Genomic DNA, 14,758 nt, shown 5'->3' on the forward strand with positions numbered 1-14,758 from the left:
TTGCCCCGTGGCGAAGCCACCCCGGGGCAACGCCTCACATGCCGTCGATGAGCCGCTGGACGCGCTCGTCGTACGCCCTCAGCGGGTCCTTGCACAGCACGGTGCGCTGGGCCTGGTCGTTGAGCTTGAGGTGGACCCAGTCCACGGTGAAGTCGCGGCGGCGCTCCTGGGCCTTCTTGATGAACTCGCCACGGAGCCGGGCGCGGGTGGTCTGCGGCGGCACCGACTTGGCCTCGAAGATCTTCAGGTCGGTGGTGGCCCGCTTGACCGCGCCCTTCTTCTCCAGCAGGTAGTAGAGGCCGCGGTTGCGGTGGATGTCGTGGTAGGCGAGGTCGAGCTGCGCGACCCGCGCGTGGCCCAGCGGGAGGCCGTGCTTGGCGCGGTAGCGCTCGATCAGCTTCCACTTGATCACCCAGTCGATCTCGCGGTCGACCAGGGAGAGGTCGTCGGACTCGATCGCCTTCAGCCCGCGCTCCCACAGGTCGAGGGCCGCGATCATGGTCGGGTCGGTGATCTCGCGGCGGTCCACGAACTCCCGCGCCTTGCTCAGGTATTCGTTCTGGATATCCAGGGCGCTGGCCTCGCGGCCGTTGGCCAGCCGCACCTTGCGGCGGCCGGTCAGGTCGTGGGCGATCTCGCGGATGGCCCGGATCGGGTTCTCCATCGTCATGTCTCGCATGACGACGCCCTCCTCGATCATCCGCAGCACCAGGTGGCAGCTGGCGATCTTGAGCATCGTGGTGGTCTCGGACATGTTCGAGTCGCCGACGATGACATGGAGCCGACGGTACTTCTCGGCGTCCGCGTGCGGCTCGTCGCGGGTGTTGATGATCGGCCGGGACCTCGTCGTCGCGGACGAGACGCCCTCCCAGATGTGCTCGGCACGCTGGGAGACCGCGAACCCGGCGCCCCGCGGGGTGTGGGTGACCTTGCCGGCGCCGACGATCAGCTGGCGGGTGACCAGGAACGGGATGAGCACGTCGGCGAGCTTCGAGAACTCCCCCGCGCGGCTGACCATGTAGTTCTCATGGCAGCCGTAGGAGTTGCCGGCCGAGTCGGTGTTGTTCTTGAACAGGTAGATGTCGCCGGCGATGCCCTCGTCGTGCAGCCGCTGCTCGGCGTCGAGGAGCAGCCCCTCCAGGATCCGCTCCCCCGCCTTGTCGTGGGTGACGGTCGAGATCACGTCGTCACACTCGGGCGTGGCGTACTCGGGGTGGGAGCCGACGTCGAGGTAGAGCCTCGCGCCGTTGCGGAGGAACACGTTCGAGCTGCGGCCCCAGCTCACCACCTTGCGGAAGAGGTAGCGGGCCACCTCGTCCGGGCTCAGCCGCCGCTGGCCGCGGAACGTGCAGGTCACGCCGTACTCGTTCTCGATGCCGAAGATGCGCCTGTCCATACTGAAACCCTAGACGGTCGGCGGTCACCGCGGAGGCGTTCGCAGGTACGACACGGCGAGCCGCGCCGCTCACCGGCACGTCGGCCCGCCGGGCGGCCTCAGCCGAGCGAGACGCGGGCCACGACCGGCCGATGGTCGCTGCCGGACCGCGGGAGGACCCTCAGGTCCGATACCTCGGCACCCCGCGCGAGGACGTGATCGAGCTGCACGACAGGGAACGCCGCGGGAAAGGTGAACCCGAATCCGTGCTCCTCACGCGAAACCTGCTCGGTCACGGGTGCCAGCCCGGGGTCGAGCAGGCTCCCGTTGAGGTCACCGGCGAGCAGCACCTGCGGCGCCGGGTCCGCAGCGATCGCCTTGCCCAGCAGCCCGGCGCTCCGGTTGCGGCTGTTCGCCGCCAGCCCACGCGGGCCCAGCCGGACGGACGGCAGATGCGCGACATAGACGGTCACCTCACCCGCCGGGGTCCGCACGACCGCTCGCAGGCACCGGTCCCAGGACGCGTCGATGCCCGTCGGGCGGATGTCGACACGCTCGCGCTCCGAGATCGGATGACGCGACCAGAGGCCGACGGTGCCCTGGGTCGTGTGGTGCTCGAACGTCTCGTCAAGAGCCGCCGCGTAGCGCGAAAGGTTCTCCGAGGTCAGCTCCTCGAGCGCCACGATGTCAGGGTCCTCGGCCAGCAGGAGCTCGACGGTCCGCTCCACGTCGGGATTGTCGTCGGCGCCGTTGTGCTGCACCACCGTCAGGTCGTACGCCGCAGGCTCGACGGGCATCAGCTGCTGGCCGAACACCCCCAACCAGGCGGCGAGCGGAGTCAGCGCGAGCAACGCGGCGAGGACCGAGCGGCGTACGGCCGCCCCGAGGATCAGCAGTGGAACCGCGAGGACGAGCCACGGCAGGAACGTCGCGACCAATGAACCCAGGTTTCCCCAGCGGTTCGGTACCAGCTCGTGCAGCGCGATCACCAGCGCGAGCAGCACCGCGACGAGCGCGAGCAGCCCTCCCCGCCGCCACGCCGACCTGTCCACCTCCACGGACAGCGACCCTAGCCAACGGGCCGTAACTGTGTAGAAGACGGTGTGGCGGCTTCGTTCACCAGGCAGAGACACCCGACAAGCAGGAGGATGAGAGTCATGACACAGCTGTTGCGGTTCGACCACATCGGCGTGACCGTCGCCGACATCGAGAGGGCCACGGAGTTCTTCGTCGCGCTGGGCCTGGAGATCGAGGGGCGCACCTTCGTCGAGGGCGAGTTCATCGACACCGTCTGCGGGATCCCCGGCGCGCGCTGCGAGGTGGTCATGTTGCGGCCGCCGGGCGGCGGGACGGCGCTCGAGCTCGCCCGGTTCGTACGTCCCGACCACGTGCCCGGCTCACCCGAGGCGATGGCCAACGAGCTGGGCCTGCGCAACGTCTGCTTCGAGGTCGACGACCTGGACGCGGTCCTCGAACGGGTGGCCGCCGACGGCTACGGCCTCGTCGGCGGCGTCGGCGTCTACGAGGACGTGGTGCGGATGGCGTACGTGCGTGGGCCCGAGGGCATCGTCGTCTCGCTCTCGGACCGGATCGGCTGACCCGGGAGGTCACCCTCGGAAAAGGCCGAAGAAAAGGCCGGGCCTGGACGCCGCGGCGTGTGACACACTTCCCGCCATGACCTCGAAGCACCTCGGCCTGCTTCCGCCGCCGGTCGCCTGACCGGAGCGGCCTCGCCGATCTGACGCTGCGAGCGTGGATCGGCTCTCCTCGGCGTGCTCCAGACGCTGCCCTTCTCGTCTCTCGAACCTGGAGCACCTCTTCTATGTCCACTCTCTGCACCCATTTCGGGGCCCGTCTCGGGCTCGTTCAGATCTGCCTCGCCGGGGTCCTGTGGGGCACCGGCGGCCTCGTCCTTCAGATCGTCCGTTCGATCACGCCGATGTCGGTGCTCACGGTGAGCGCCTACCGGATGCTGATCGCAGCGGTCGCGCTGCTCGCCGTCCTTGCCCTCGTGGGCCGCCTGCGCGACCTTCGTCTCGACCTCCGCACCGTGATCGTCGGTGCCGCCACGGGCCTGTACCAGGCTCTCTACTTCGGCTCCGTCGTCGCCGTCGGCGTGACGGTGTCCACCGTGGTCAGCCTCGGAATCGCCCCCGCGATCCTGCTGGCCGGTGAGGCCATCGCGACACGACAGCGGCCGACCCGCCGACAGCTCGTGGTGCTGGCGACCGCGCTGACCGGACTGGTCCTCGCCTCGGCCTACGCCGGCAGCCGGGCGGGCGGCGAGCGGCCGATGACCGGGGTGCTGCTCGCGATCGCGTCCGGATCCGCCTACGCGCTCACCACTGCGGTCGGGCGTCCGCTCGCTCAGCAGCGCAGCCCGCTGCTGGTGACCACCGGCGCGACCTGCGTCGGGGCCCTGGTCCTGGCACCGCTGGCACTGCTCGGCGGTGGGACGCTCGGCTCCTCCTCGGTGGCGGTGTGGGCCTGGCTGGTCTATCTCGGTGTCGCGACGATGGCGCTGGCGTACGGGCTGCTCTACGCCGGGCTGCGCACCACCCGCAGCAGCGCAGCGACCGTGGCCAGCCTGATGGAGCCGGTCGCCGCCGCGATCGCCGCCGCAGCGGTCCTCGGCGAGCGTCTTGCCGGGCCGGCGGTCGCCGGGGTCGCGCTGATCCTGGTCGCGATCGCCGGTCTCGGACAGACCGGGTAGAACACGAAGCCGGGGAGTCTCGGGCGCATCTGATCGCGCCCGGGACTCCCCGGCTTCTCGTGTCAGTCGAGCGGCGGAGCGATCGGCGGCTCGCCGTCGTCGTCGGCCGGCGGCGCCAGCGGCGCCTGGTCGACGGGCTTCTCCGCGGGCTTCTCGGCAGGCGCCTCGACCGCGGCGGGCTTCGCCTCCTCGACCTGCGGGGTCGCGGTCGCGGAGCCGAGGATCTCGACCAGCGTCGCCGGCCGGATCCTGCGGAACTTGCGCGGCTGCGTGCGCGTGCGGTCGAGGACCGCGACCTCGAGGTCCTTGGCGGCGATCTCGCGGTCGTCGGTGTCGGTGTGGCCGAGCGCCGCCACGGCCAGCTTGATGGCGTCCTCGAGGGTGGCGCCCTCGGTGTAGCGCTCCTTGAGGTAGCCACCGACCGCCTCGGCCGCACCGCCGATGGCGGCGAAGCCGTGCTCGTCGACGACCTGGCCGTCGTAGGTCAGCCGGTAGAGCTGGTCGGCCTCCGCGGTGTCCCCGATCTCGCCGACGAACAGCTCGACCTCGTAGGGCTTCTCCCCGCCCGAGGAGAAGATCGTCCCGAGGGTCTGGGCGTAGGCGTTGGCCAGGCCACGACCGGTGACGTCGCGCCGGTCGTAGGCGTAGCCGCGCATGTCGGCCAGCCGAACGCCGGCGATGCGGAGGTTCTCGAACTCGTTGTAGCGCCCGACCGCGGCGAAGGCGATCCGGTCGTAGATCTCGCTGACCTTGTGCAGCGCCGCCGAGGGGTTCTCGGAGGCGAACACGATGCCGTCCGCGTACTGCAGCGAGACCAGAGCGCGGCCCCGGGAGATGCCCTTGCGCGCGAAGTCCGCGCGGTCGCGCATCAGCTGCTCGGGACTCACATAGAACGGAGTGCTCATGGGCGACCCTCCAGCTCGGCGATGGGACCGTCGGGCCGCTGGAGCCTCCCGGCGATGACAGACTCCGCGACGGCCGCGACATCGGCGTCGGGCAGGGTGCGCCCACCGTCGGCCGTGATCACGTGCACCAGCGGGAACAGCTTGCGGGACAGGTCGGGGCCACCGGTGGCCGAGTCGTCGTCGGCCGCGTCGTAGAGCGCCTGGACCAGGACCGCGACCAGGGTGTCCTCGTCGAGGTCGGTCCGGTAGAGCTTCTTGAGCGCGCCCTTGGCGAACAGCGAGCCCGAGCCGACGCCGGCGTATCCGGTCTGCTCGTAGCGGCCGCCGGTAGGGTCGTAGCCGTAGATCTTGCCCACGCCCGCGTCGGGGTCGAACCCGACGAAGAGCGGCACCACGACCAGGCCCTGCATGGCCATCGCGAGGTTGCCGCGCACGAGCGCGGAGAGGCGGCTGGCTTTGCCCTCGATGGAGAGCGTGGTGCCCTCGATCTTCTCGTAGTGCTCCAGCTCGGTCTGGAAGAGCTTGACCAGCTCGACCGCGAGGCCCGCGGAGCCGGCGATGCCGACCGCGGAGTATTCGTCGGCCGGGAACACCTTGCGCATGTCGCGCTCGGCGATCAGGTTGCCCTGGGTCGCGCGCCGGTCACCGGCGATGATCACGCCACCGGGGAAGGTGGCCGCGACGATCGTGGTGCCGTGCGGGGCGATGTCGCCCAGGTTGCCCGGGACCGGATTGTGCCCCGGGAGCAGCTCTGGCGACTGGGCGGTCAGGAAATCGGCAAAGGACGAGGTGCCCGGCGTCATGTAGGCCGCCGGGATGCGGGACTCCGACATCTGCTACTGCCCGCCCTTCTGGATGAAGGACTTCACGAAGTCCTCGGCGTTGGTCTCCAGGACGTCGTCGATCTCGTCCAGGATGTCGTCGACATCGGAGTCGAGCGCTTCCTTGCGCTCGTTCACATCGGTCTCGGGCGCGGTCTCGACGGACTCCTCCGTCTCGGAGGACTTCTTCGGCTGCTTCTGCTCCTGTGCCATGTCTTCAACCTATCCACTAGCACCGACAAACCTGAGGAAACAATGCCCGATTTCGCTACGGGAGGAAGCAGAAGTCGGACGTTGGACCGAGATGTGGCACGGTCGTGATCTACGGATCAGGAACCGGTCAGCCGGTTGAACAGGTCGACCGCGGTGTCCGAGGAGTCGAGGAGCCCGCCCACGTGCTTCTTGGTCCCCCGCAAGGGGTCGATCGTCGGCACCCGCTGCAGCGACTCGCGCCCGGGCAGGTCGAAGATGACCGAGTCCCAGCTGGCCGCGGCGACGTTCTCGGAGTACTTCTCCAGGCAGCGGCCGCGGAAGTAGGCGCGGGTGTCGGTGGGCGGGTCGTGCATCGCCTTCTCGACCAGGTCGTCGGTCAGCAGACGCTCGATCCGGCCGGCCCGGACGAGGCGGTGGTAGAGCCCCTTCTCCGGGCGGATGTCGGCGTACTGCAGGTCGATGAGGTGGAGCTTGGGGTCGTCCCACTCCAGGCCGTCACGGTCGCGGTAGCCGAGCAGCAGCTTGTACTTCGCCACCCAGTCGAGCTCGTTGGCGCACTCCATCGGGTCGCGCTCGAGCCGGTCGAGCACCGACTCCCAGCGCTCCAGGACGTCCTTGGTCTGGTGGTCCGCGTCGGAGCCGTAGCGCTCCTGGACGAACTTCTTGGCCAGGTCCAGATACTCCATCTGCAGCTGGACACCGGTCAGCTTGCGACCGTCCTTGAGCGTGATCAGGGTCTTCAGCGTGGGGTCGTGGGAGACCGCGCGCAGCGCCGAGACCGGGCCGTCGACGCTGAGATCGCGGGTGATGTAGCCGTCCTCGATCATGGCGAGCACCAGCGACGTACTCCCGACCTTGAGGTAGGTCGAGACCTCGGCCAGGTTGGCGTCGCCGAGGATGACGTGGAGCCGGCGGTACTTCTCAGGGTCGGCGTGGGGCTCGTCACGGGTGTTGATGATCGGCCGCTTCAGCGTCGTCTCCAGGCCGACCTCGACCTCGAAGAAGTCGGCGCGCTGGGAGATCTGGAAGCCGTGCTTGGGGCGCTCCTGGCCGATCCCGACCCGGCCGGCGCCGGCGAAGACCTGCCGGGAGACGAAGAACGGGGTCAGGTGCTTGACGATGTCGGCGAAGGCGGTGCTCCGGCGCATGAGGTAGTTCTCGTGCGCGCCGTAGGAGACGCCCTTGTTGTCGGTGTTGTTCTTGTAGAGGTGGATCTGCGGGTTGCCCGGCAGCCGCGCGGCCGCGCGGGAGGCGTCGAGCATGACCTGCTCGCCGGCCTTGTCCCAGCGCACCGCGTCGAGCGGGTTGGTCACCTCGGGGCAGGAGAACTCCGGGTGGGCGTGGTCGACGTAGAGCCGGGCGCCGTTGGTGAGGATGACGTTGGCCAGCCCGAGATCCTCGTCGGTGAGCTGGCTGGGATCGGCCACCTGCCGGGACATGTCGAAGCCGCGCGCGTCGCGCAGCGGTGACTCCTCCTCGAAGTCCCAGCGCGCTCTCCTCGCCCTCAGGGTCGAGGATGCGTACGCATTGACGACCTGGCTCGAGGCCACCATCGGGTTGGCCTGGGGCTGTCCGGCCACGGAAATTCCGTATTCGACCTCCGTGCCCATCACCCGTCGTACGCTCATGCCTGCAAGGCTACCGGCCACGTGCACGAGTGCACGTGAGCATCCATACGCCACGCTGAGGTTGCCCGAGGTTGTTCGGCTGGGCGGCACCGGGAGGAGACCGCTTGTGAAACGCCATGTCCGCGGGTACGTGGCCGCCGGCCGCCTCCCAGGTCTGGCCTGGCGGCGACGGCGGAGGCGGGTCATGGTGAGGTTGGGGCATGGGCACTCCTGAGATCCGGCGGGCCACCGCCGACGACCTCGACGATCTCTTCTCGATCTGTCTGCTGACCGGAGCATCGGGCGAGGACGCCACCGAGTTCTACGACGACCCCCGGCTGCCCGGGAACATCTACGCCGCTCCCTACATCGTCCTGCGCCTCGGGCTCGGTTTCGTGGCGGTCGACTCCGAGGGCGTCGTCGGCTACGTCGTCGGCACCCCGTTCACCCGCGCCTTCGAGAAGGAGTGCGAGGAGGACTGGTGGCCCGCGCTGCGGGTGGTCAACCCGGATCCCGGCCCCGACCACGACCGCACCGACTGGAACGCTCGGCTGCGCTCCCTGATCCATCGGCCGGTGCGTACGCCCGGTGAGCTGTTGAGCGAGTACCCGGCGCATCTGCACATCAACCTGCTCCCCCGCGCCCAGGGCCAAGGTGTGGGCAAGGAGCTGATCGGGATGATGCTCGGCGCCTTCCACGTCGCCGGCGTACGCGGTGCCCACCTCGGCGTCAGCACGGCCAACACCCGCGCGGTCGGCTTCTACCGGCGGGTGGGGTTCACGACGATCGCCGAGACCGAGGACACGCTGCTCCTCGGGGTCCAGTGGACCGGCGAGATGGAGGAGTGAGCTCTCATGGGACTCTGGGAGACGCGCGTGGTGCCCCACATCGTGGACCGCACCTGCGGTCTCCCGCAGCTCGAGCCGCTGCGCGAGCTGGCGTGTGACGGTCTCCGCGGTCAGGTCGTCGAGGTCGGCTTCGGCAGCGGTAGCAACATCGGCCTCTATCCGCCCGAGGTCACCGAGATCGTCGCCGTCGAGCCCTCCGATGTCGCCTGGGAGCTCTCCGCGACACGGCGTGCCGGCTCCTCGGTCCCGGTGAGCCGCGTCGGTCTCGACGGCGCCCGGCTCCCGCTCGCCGACGCCTCGGTCGACACGGGGCTGGTCACCTTCTCGCTGTGCACCATCCCCGACGTCGCGGGCGCGCTCGCGGAGCTGCGCCGCGTCCTGCGCCCGGGTGGCACCATCGGCTTCGCCGAGCACGGCCTCTCCCCCGACCCCGCGGTCGCCCGCTGGCAGCACCGCCTCGACGGCCTCCAGCAACGCCTCTTCGGCGGCTGCCACCTCACTCGCGACATCCCGGAACTCCTGGCCGACCAGGGATTTCAGGTCGAGCTCCTCCAGCAGGACTACCTCCCCGGCCCGGCCCTCTCCAAGCCGTGGGGATACGTGTCCGCAGGGCGCGCTTCGGCGTGATGCGACGCACATTCGCGTCACTTTGACGATACCCAGCCGCAGCCGTCAAGATTTCTACCAAGCGAATCTTCGCCGCAACTCGGGACCAGCGAACCCGGGCCACCGCATGCACGTTTGAGAAAGCCTTCGCACCCTCGTGACCGATCTCTGGTCCTACGCCTTGACCCTTCTCGGAGTCGCCGGAACGGCGCTCGTCGGCAGGAAGGTCTGGTGGGCGCAGCACTTCCTGCTCATCACCCAGATCCCCTGGACCGCCTTCGCCCTCGTGACAGGGCAGTTCGGCTTCCTGCTCGGTGTGGTCCTCAACTCCGCCATCTACGTGTCCAGCGCACGTGAGTGGCGGCAGCAGCGACCTCAGCGCACCCCGGCTCCCACCACCGCGCCCTGAGGCTCGCTCGGTCGGGCTGTCACCCCCGCATCAGCGCTTGCGCGTACGCAGCGCGTGGGCGACGTTGACGCCGACGATACCCACCCAGGAGATCACCAGGGCGCCGAGGTTGTCGGTGACACCGAGGGTGATGCTGATCGGGATGCCGGCGACGGCCGAGCCGGCGCCGAGCACGAACTGGAAGACCGAGGTGCGCGACTCGTTGCGCTCGGCGAGGGTGCGGGCGGCGGCGGTGGCCCCGACCCGCTCCTGGACGGTCTTCTCGATGCGATCGGCGAAGCCGGCGACCAGCTCGGCGTCGAAGGCGTCCCCCAGCTCATGGCGGGTCTCCAACCCCGCCTCGATGTCCTTGCGACCCATGTCGTCTGCCACGTCGTTCAACCTTAGGATCAGAAGCCGGGGCCGGCGTCCCCGAAGTTGTGCTGGATGTGGGTCCGCTCGGCCTGACCGTGTGCGGCCTGGACGCCGGGGTCGTCGTTCGGGTTGATCACGCCACCTGGCTCGGCTCGACCGGAGAGCACCCAGACCAGAGCCACGACGGCGACCACGACGACGAGTGCCGCTGCTCCGACCAGGATCAACAACCACGCTGCCACGCGTCACTCCGTCCACACCACGCGGGCGTTTCCCGCGGATAACCGAAGGCTATCGCCGCTGCCCCGGCCCGCGCAGCCGAAATGACCGCAGGCGTCAAGGTCGCAGGACCCGATGAGTTGAGTACCTGGACTCACGCGCCGCTCCCCCACGATCCGCTGCAATGGTCACATGGACACAGACGTACGACCCGTCGCGCCGAGACGGCTCGGCTGGCTGAACAACGAGATCGACCGCTGGGTGAGCGAGGGCCTCCTCACCGGGGACACCGCGGCGACGATCAAGAGGCAGTACGTCGCCTCCCGAGCCGGGTCGCTGACGCGGGTCGTCTCCTACCTCGGTGGCGCGTTCCTCGGCGTCGGGCTGGTGTGGCTCGTCGCGACCAACCTGGACGCACTGACCCCGCTGGTCCGGTTCGTCGGGATCGTCGTCATCTGGCTCGCCTTCACCGCCGCCGCGGAGACGATCCCGCTCCCCCGGCCCCTGCGCGGCGCGTTCCGCGGCATCGCTGCGATGAGCTTCGGCGGCGTCGTCTTCCAGGCCGCGCAGAGCCTCCAGGTGCCGGCGTACGAGCCTTCGCTGGTGGGGATCTGGGGACTCGGAGCGCTCGGCTACGCCTACGCGAGCAGTGGCCTGGCGCCGCTGGTCGTCGGCATCTCGACCACGATGATCTGGTTCGACTGGCAGGTGGTGGCGAGCAGCGAGAGCACGTTCGCCGGCGTCTTCGCGGTGCTGGTCGGCGGTGTGGTCGCGACCGCCATGGCCGCGCTGCACGACCGGGGCCAGGAGGCCTTCGCCCAGGTGTGGCGGCTGGCGGGCGGCGTACTCGTCCTGGGTGGCCTCTTCGTCGCCGCCGTCCCGCAGATCGGCGACCGCGACCTCGCGTGGAGCCCCACGCTCCTCGTGGCGCTGGTGATCGCGGGGCTCCTGGTCGCAGCCGCGGCAGTACGTACGGACGGGCTGTCGCGCTGGGAGGTGCTGGCCGCGGCGCTCATCGTGCCGGTCGGGCTCGCGCTGGTGGCCTGGGACCCGCAGGTCGACGACCTCGGCTCGGTCTCGGGCGAGGCGTGGCTGTCCGCCTTCGTCAGCATCGCGGTGTACGTCGTGGTCGCCGGTGCGGTCGCGGTCGACGGCTCGGTGCGCGACCAGACCCTGCTCGTCGTGCTCGCCACCGGCGCGCTGGTCGTCTTCACCACCATGCAGAGCTTCGCGGTATTCGCGCCGATCATGTCCGGCGCCACCCTCTTCCTGATGCTCGGCGTGCTCCTGCTCGCCACCGGCTTCGTCTTCGACCGCGCCCGGCGAGGCGTGGCCGCCAACCTCGGTGAGGTCCTCTCATGAACACTCGCACCCGCGTGGCACTCGTCAGCATCCTCAACCTCGCCCTCGTCGGCATCGCCGTCGCCGGCCAGCTCTCCGCACGCGCCATCGGCGAGGAGATCCGCCTCCGCGTCGAGCCGGTCGACCCGATCGACCCGTTCCGTGGCGCCTACGTCGACCTCTCCTATCCCGGCATCAGCACGCGTACGACGAAGGAGGACGGAGATGCGTACGTCTCGCTGGCACGACGCGGCCAGGTCTGGGAAGCCACCGGCGTCGACACCGACCGCCCCGCCGAGGGACCGTTTCTGAAGTGCCACGACGACGGCTGGCGGCTCAGCTGTGGCATCGAGAGCCTCTTCGTTCCTCAGGACCGGGCCCGGGAGATCGAGACCGAGGTCAACGGCGGCCACGCCGTCGCCGTGGTGAAGGTCGACTCGCGCGGCAACGCGGCTCTCGTCTCGGTCCAGGAGCGCTGACGGACGTCCACCGGGCGCATCAGTCGAGGCGACGGAACAGCGCGGCGAGGGCCTGCCCGCCGCCGATGCACATCGTGACGATGCCCAGCTCACCTCCCGTACGTCGCAGGTGCTTGACCACTCGCAACGACAGGATCGCGCCGGTCGCCCCGACCGGGTGGCCGAGCGCGATCGCCCCGCCGTAGGGGTTGGTGCGCTCCGGATCGAGCCCCACGTCTCGCGAGACCGCGACCGCCTGGGAGGCGAAGGCCTCGTTGAGCTCGACGATGTCGATGTCGGCAGGGGTCAGACCGGTGCGCTCGAAGAGACTGCGCAGGGCGGGCGTCGGGGCGTACCCCATCAGACCCGGCTCCATCGCCGCGGTCACCACCTGCTCGAGCGCGACCAGTCCGGTCGCGCCGCGGTCACGAGCGGCCGACTCGGTCGCGAGCACGACCGCGGCGGCGCCGTCGTTGATCCCGGAGGCGTTGCCGGCGGTGACCGTACCGCCCTGGGCGAAGGCCGGCCGCAGCGCGGCAAGCACCTCCAGCGTGGTCTGCGGCTTGGGGTGCTCGTCGGTGTCGACGACGGTGACGCCCCGACGCCCCGAGATCTCGACGGGGACGATCTCCTCGGCGAAGGCCGCCTTCGCAGCCTCCGCCGCACACCGCTGCTGGGATCGCAGCGCGAACTCGTCCTGCTCCGCACGGGAGACGCCGTACTTCTCGGCGACGGCTTCCGCGGTCACCCCCATGTGCACACCTCCGAACGGGTCGGTGAGCATCGCGACCGTGCCGTCGACCAGATCGCGGTCGCCGAGCCTGTAGCCGTTGCGGGCGCCGAAGTCGTAGAACGGCATCCGGGTCATCGACTCGTCGCCGCCGGCGACGGTGACCCGCAGGTCGTTCCAGCGCATCTCCTGGGCGGCCGACCAGATGGCCTGCAGCCCGCTGCCGCACAGCCGGTTGACGGTGAACGCGGGGACCGAGGTGGGCAGACCTGCCTCGATGGCGACCCTCCGGGCGTTGTACGCATCGGGTCCGACCTGGCCGATGCAGCCCATCACGACCTCCTCGATGTCGGCTGCGGCCACACCGGAGCGCTCGAGCGCCTCGGTGACCGCCGCCGCGCCGAGCCGGTGGGCCGGTACGTCCTTGAACTGGCCGCCGAAGCTGCCGATCGGGGTCCGGGCCCCGTCGAGCACGACGATGCGTTCCTTGGTCACTGTCTTCCTCCATCTGACCCGGTCAGAGCCGGGTCGTCGGCGCGGCCTCGAGGCGGTCGCGCAGGTCGGTCTTGCGGATCTTTCCGCTCGGTGTGCGTGGCATCTCGTCGATGACCTCGAGCCGCTCGGGCAGCTTCTGGGTGGTCAGGCCGAGGCCGCGTAGGTGGGCCGTGAGGGCCGCCAGGTCGAGGTCGGCGCCGGGCTCGAGCACGACCCAGGCGCAGACGCGCTCGCCGAGCACGGGGTCGGGCACGGGCGTGACCGCCACGTCGGCGACGCCGGGCACCTCGGCGACCAGGTCCTCGATCTCCCGTGCGCTGAACTTCTCGCCGCCGCGGTTGATGACGTCCTTGATCCGGCCCTGCACCGTCAGCCAGCCACCGGCGTCGAGGCGCACGAGGTCGCCCGTGCGGAACCAGCCGTCGGCGGTGAAGGCGTCGTTGCGCTCGGCGTCGACGTACCCCGAGCACAGCTGCGGCCCGCGCCACCAGGCCTCACCGACCGAGCCGGACGGCAGGTCCGTGCCGGTGCCGGGATCAACGACCCGCCCCTCGGTCGGGAAGAGCCAGTGCCCCTCGGTGCCCCAGCGCTGGAGCTCCGGGTCCCACGGCGAGCCACAGCTGGCGTTGGGGCACTCGGTGGCGCCGTACATCCGAACGACCGTGCCGAGCCGCTCACGAGCGCGGCGGGCGAGCGCCTCGGGTACGTCCGCGCCGCCGCACACGATCGTCCGGACGTGGTCCAGACGTACGCCGCGGTCCTCCGCGATCGCGGTGAGGGCGGCCAGGAACGGGGTGGCGAAGATGAAGAAGGTCGTCCGGTCGCGCTCGACCACATCGAACGCCTGCTGCGGGTCCCAGGCCTCCTGGAGGGTGACCGAGCAGCCGAAGGCGACCGGGAAGAGCACGCTCAGCGAGATGCCGGTGATGTGGCTGACCGGCGAGGGGTTGAAGAGGACGTCGTTCTCGTTGAGCCCGAACGCGCGCTGACAGATGTCGCCCGAGGCCGCGATCCCCTCGTGCGTGTGGATCGCGCCCTTCGGGTCGGCGGTGGTCCCCGAGGTGTAGATGACGAGCGCGACGTCGCCGTCCCGCCCGGCGCTCGCGAGCGCGGTCTCGACGTCCACCGGTCGGGTACGCAGCGCCTCCTCGAAGCGCTCGCCGCCTGCCCCGCCGCGTACCCACAGGACATGGTCGAGCCCGACGCCTTCACCGGTCAGGTCGGCGTAGAGGTCGCGGTAGGAGTATCCGCGGAACTCCTCGGCGGCGATCGCGAAGCGGGCACCGGTCTGACGAACGATGAAGCCGACCTCGCGCCGGCGCAGGATGCTCGTCATCGGCACCACGACACCGCCGGCCATCAGCACCCCGTGGAACGCCACGACCGCCTCGGTCCAGCTGGGCAGCTGGACGGCGACCGCCTCCCCGCGGCGCAGACCGCGCTCGCGCAACCAGCCGGCGAGCGCGGCGGCTCGGTCCCAGAGCTGGCCGAACGTCAGCCGGGTCGTCGAGTCGCGGACCGCGACCTTGTCACCGAAGCGGTCGGCGCAGCGCCGCAGGTCGTCGGTGACGCTGGCCGCGTGCCACATCCCGGAAGCGCGGTAGAAGCGTTCGATCTCGGGGGTGGGACGCCAGGTGGGCGCGATCGGGCGAGACATCCGGCCC

17 protein-coding genes are annotated in these 14,758 nt (G+C 70.2%); 7 read left to right on the forward strand and 10 right to left on the reverse strand.

Going from position 1 to position 14,758, the window contains the following annotated elements; genetic code table 11:
- Positions 1 to 34: 34 nt before the first annotated feature.
- Both pafA and ACWZJV_RS01720 read right to left on the reverse strand, forming a co-directional pair.
- Positions 35 to 1,396 (reverse strand): Pup--protein ligase, encoded by a 1,362-nt coding sequence (gene pafA, locus ACWZJV_RS01715; protein ID WP_008356635.1) that lies wholly within the window; start codon positions 1,394 to 1,396, stop codon positions 35 to 37.
- Between the two features lie 98 nt (positions 1,397 to 1,494).
- The gene (locus ACWZJV_RS01720; protein ID WP_457180014.1) at positions 1,495 to 2,433 is read right to left on the reverse strand and encodes an endonuclease/exonuclease/phosphatase family protein; all 939 of its coding nucleotides are present in this window, start codon (positions 2,431 to 2,433) and stop codon (positions 1,495 to 1,497) included.
- 99 nt (positions 2,434 to 2,532) lie between these two features.
- On the opposite strand from ACWZJV_RS01720, the gene ACWZJV_RS01725 reads away from it, so the two are divergent.
- On the forward strand, positions 2,533 to 2,973 hold the full coding sequence (locus ACWZJV_RS01725; RefSeq protein ID WP_457180015.1) for a VOC family protein: 441 nt from the start codon (positions 2,533 to 2,535) through the stop codon (positions 2,971 to 2,973).
- 224 nt (positions 2,974 to 3,197) lie between these two features.
- Positions 3,198 to 4,088, forward strand: coding sequence for a DMT family transporter (locus tag ACWZJV_RS01730; protein WP_457180016.1), 891 nt, complete (start codon positions 3,198 to 3,200; stop codon positions 4,086 to 4,088).
- 62 nt (positions 4,089 to 4,150) lie between these two features.
- Here ACWZJV_RS01730 and prcA read toward each other — a convergent pair whose 3' ends face one another.
- The 4 genes from prcA to dop all read right to left on the reverse strand — a co-directional run bounded on the left by prcA (position 4,151) and on the right by dop (position 7,655).
- The gene (gene prcA / locus ACWZJV_RS01735; RefSeq protein ID WP_008356640.1) at positions 4,151 to 4,993 is read right to left on the reverse strand and encodes a proteasome subunit alpha; all 843 of its coding nucleotides are present in this window, start codon (positions 4,991 to 4,993) and stop codon (positions 4,151 to 4,153) included.
- Complete coding sequence (gene prcB, locus ACWZJV_RS01740; protein WP_008356642.1) at positions 4,990 to 5,826, reverse strand: proteasome subunit beta; 837 nt, start codon at positions 5,824 to 5,826, stop codon at positions 4,990 to 4,992. Before prcB ends, prcA begins: the two co-directional genes overlap by 4 nt.
- Positions 5,827 to 5,829: 3 nt before the next feature.
- Positions 5,830 to 6,027 (reverse strand): ubiquitin-like protein Pup, encoded by a 198-nt coding sequence (locus ACWZJV_RS01745; protein WP_008356645.1) that lies wholly within the window; start codon positions 6,025 to 6,027, stop codon positions 5,830 to 5,832.
- A 116-nt stretch (positions 6,028 to 6,143) separates the two neighbouring features.
- Positions 6,144 to 7,655, reverse strand: a complete 1,512-nt coding sequence (gene dop, locus ACWZJV_RS01750; protein ID WP_196873945.1) for a depupylase/deamidase Dop — start codon at positions 7,653 to 7,655, stop codon at positions 6,144 to 6,146.
- Positions 7,656 to 7,855: 200 nt separating this feature from the next.
- Between dop and ACWZJV_RS01755 the strand changes: the two genes are divergently transcribed.
- The 3 genes from ACWZJV_RS01755 to ACWZJV_RS01765 all read left to right on the forward strand — a co-directional run bounded on the left by ACWZJV_RS01755 (position 7,856) and on the right by ACWZJV_RS01765 (position 9,497).
- Positions 7,856 to 8,482: a GNAT family N-acetyltransferase gene (locus ACWZJV_RS01755; protein WP_196873944.1), complete on the forward strand. Its 627-nt coding sequence runs from the start codon at positions 7,856 to 7,858 to the stop codon at positions 8,480 to 8,482.
- 6 nt (positions 8,483 to 8,488) lie between these two features.
- Positions 8,489 to 9,109: a class I SAM-dependent methyltransferase gene (locus ACWZJV_RS01760; RefSeq protein WP_457180017.1), complete on the forward strand. Its 621-nt coding sequence runs from the start codon at positions 8,489 to 8,491 to the stop codon at positions 9,107 to 9,109.
- Between the two features lie 136 nt (positions 9,110 to 9,245).
- Positions 9,246 to 9,497, forward strand: coding sequence for a hypothetical protein (locus tag ACWZJV_RS01765; protein WP_008356654.1), 252 nt, complete (start codon positions 9,246 to 9,248; stop codon positions 9,495 to 9,497).
- Positions 9,498 to 9,527: 30 nt separating this feature from the next.
- Here ACWZJV_RS01765 and ACWZJV_RS01770 read toward each other — a convergent pair whose 3' ends face one another.
- Both ACWZJV_RS01770 and ACWZJV_RS01775 read right to left on the reverse strand, forming a co-directional pair.
- Positions 9,528 to 9,869 (reverse strand): hypothetical protein, encoded by a 342-nt coding sequence (locus tag ACWZJV_RS01770; protein ID WP_196873942.1) that lies wholly within the window; start codon positions 9,867 to 9,869, stop codon positions 9,528 to 9,530.
- Positions 9,870 to 9,886: 17 nt separating this feature from the next.
- The gene (locus tag ACWZJV_RS01775; protein ID WP_457180018.1) at positions 9,887 to 10,093 is read right to left on the reverse strand and encodes a hypothetical protein; all 207 of its coding nucleotides are present in this window, start codon (positions 10,091 to 10,093) and stop codon (positions 9,887 to 9,889) included.
- A 169-nt stretch (positions 10,094 to 10,262) separates the two neighbouring features.
- Here ACWZJV_RS01775 and ACWZJV_RS01780 point away from each other — a divergent pair, with 169 nt between their 5' ends.
- Positions 10,263 to 11,432, forward strand: a complete 1,170-nt coding sequence (locus ACWZJV_RS01780; RefSeq protein ID WP_457180019.1) for a DUF2157 domain-containing protein — start codon at positions 10,263 to 10,265, stop codon at positions 11,430 to 11,432.
- Entirely contained in the window at positions 11,429 to 11,890 is a 462-nt protein-coding gene (locus ACWZJV_RS01785; protein WP_457180020.1) for a GDYXXLXY domain-containing protein, read from the forward strand. The genes ACWZJV_RS01780 and ACWZJV_RS01785 overlap by 4 nt, the downstream gene beginning before the upstream one ends.
- A gap of 19 nt (positions 11,891 to 11,909) precedes the next feature.
- Here the strand turns inward: ACWZJV_RS01785 and ACWZJV_RS01790 are convergent, their stop codons facing one another.
- On the reverse strand, positions 11,910 to 13,094 hold the full coding sequence (locus tag ACWZJV_RS01790) for a thiolase family protein (RefSeq protein ID WP_457180021.1): 1,185 nt from the start codon (positions 13,092 to 13,094) through the stop codon (positions 11,910 to 11,912).
- Positions 13,095 to 13,116: 22 nt separating this feature from the next.
- Positions 13,117 to 14,751, reverse strand: a complete 1,635-nt coding sequence (locus ACWZJV_RS01795) for a class I adenylate-forming enzyme family protein (RefSeq protein WP_457180022.1) — start codon at positions 14,749 to 14,751, stop codon at positions 13,117 to 13,119.
- Positions 14,752 to 14,758: the final 7 nt, after the last annotated feature.

It is taken from the genome of Nocardioides sp. WG-D5 (assembly GCF_054031175.1).

Bases quoted from the DNA above. Each gene is read 5' to 3' on its own strand.
- ACWZJV_RS01785 (WP_457180020.1), top strand. From the start codon at position 11,429: ATGAACACTCGCACCCGCGTGGCACTCGTCAGCATCCTCAACCTCGCC.
- ACWZJV_RS01795 (WP_457180022.1), bottom strand. From the start codon at position 14,751: ATGTCTCGCCCGATCGCGCCCACCTGGCGTCCCACCCCCGAGATCGAA.
- ACWZJV_RS01760 (WP_457180017.1), top strand. From the start codon at position 8,489: ATGGGACTCTGGGAGACGCGCGTGGTGCCCCACATCGTGGACCGCACC.
- prcA (WP_008356640.1), bottom strand. From the start codon at position 4,993: ATGAGCACTCCGTTCTATGTGAGTCCCGAGCAGCTGATGCGCGACCGC.
- ACWZJV_RS01745 (WP_008356645.1), bottom strand. From the start codon at position 6,027: ATGGCACAGGAGCAGAAGCAGCCGAAGAAGTCCTCCGAGACGGAGGAG.
- pafA (WP_008356635.1), bottom strand. From the start codon at position 1,396: ATGGACAGGCGCATCTTCGGCATCGAGAACGAGTACGGCGTGACCTGC.
- dop (WP_196873945.1), bottom strand. From the start codon at position 7,655: ATGAGCGTACGACGGGTGATGGGCACGGAGGTCGAATACGGAATTTCC.
- ACWZJV_RS01730 (WP_457180016.1), top strand. From the start codon at position 3,198: ATGTCCACTCTCTGCACCCATTTCGGGGCCCGTCTCGGGCTCGTTCAG.
- ACWZJV_RS01725 (WP_457180015.1), top strand. From the start codon at position 2,533: ATGACACAGCTGTTGCGGTTCGACCACATCGGCGTGACCGTCGCCGAC.
- ACWZJV_RS01780 (WP_457180019.1), top strand. From the start codon at position 10,263: ATGGACACAGACGTACGACCCGTCGCGCCGAGACGGCTCGGCTGGCTG.
- prcB (WP_008356642.1), bottom strand. From the start codon at position 5,826: ATGTCGGAGTCCCGCATCCCGGCGGCCTACATGACGCCGGGCACCTCG.
- ACWZJV_RS01755 (WP_196873944.1), top strand. From the start codon at position 7,856: ATGGGCACTCCTGAGATCCGGCGGGCCACCGCCGACGACCTCGACGAT.